Here is a 236-nt window from a genome sequence, read left to right as displayed (position 1 = left end):
ATTACCCAGGCCAGTACGAGTTCCAGTGCCTGCACGGCATGGGCGAGCCACTGTACGAACAAGTGGTCGGCAAGATCTCCGAAGGCAAGCTGAACCGCCCGTGCCGCGTGTACGCGCCGGTCGGCACCCACGAAACCCTGCTGGCCTACCTGGTCCGCCGCTTGCTGGAAAACGGCGCCAACACCTCGTTCGTCAACCGCATTGCCGACCATTCCATTTCCATCCAGGAACTGGTC

At 61.9% G+C, this 236-nt stretch carries 1 protein-coding gene; it reads left to right on the top strand.

Going from position 1 to position 236, the window contains the following annotated elements:
* Nucleotides 1–236: proline dehydrogenase family protein (locus SB725_RS33870; RefSeq protein WP_410923780.1), on the top strand; the 236-nt coding region annotated here is incomplete at both ends.

Source organism: Pseudomonas sp. SIMBA_041, assembly GCF_046535095.1.
In the GTDB taxonomy this organism is placed as follows: domain Bacteria; phylum Pseudomonadota; class Gammaproteobacteria; order Pseudomonadales; family Pseudomonadaceae; genus Aquipseudomonas; species Aquipseudomonas mucoides.
Note: the sequence above shows the minus strand (reverse complement) of the source record. Positions and strands in the feature narration are given on the sequence as shown.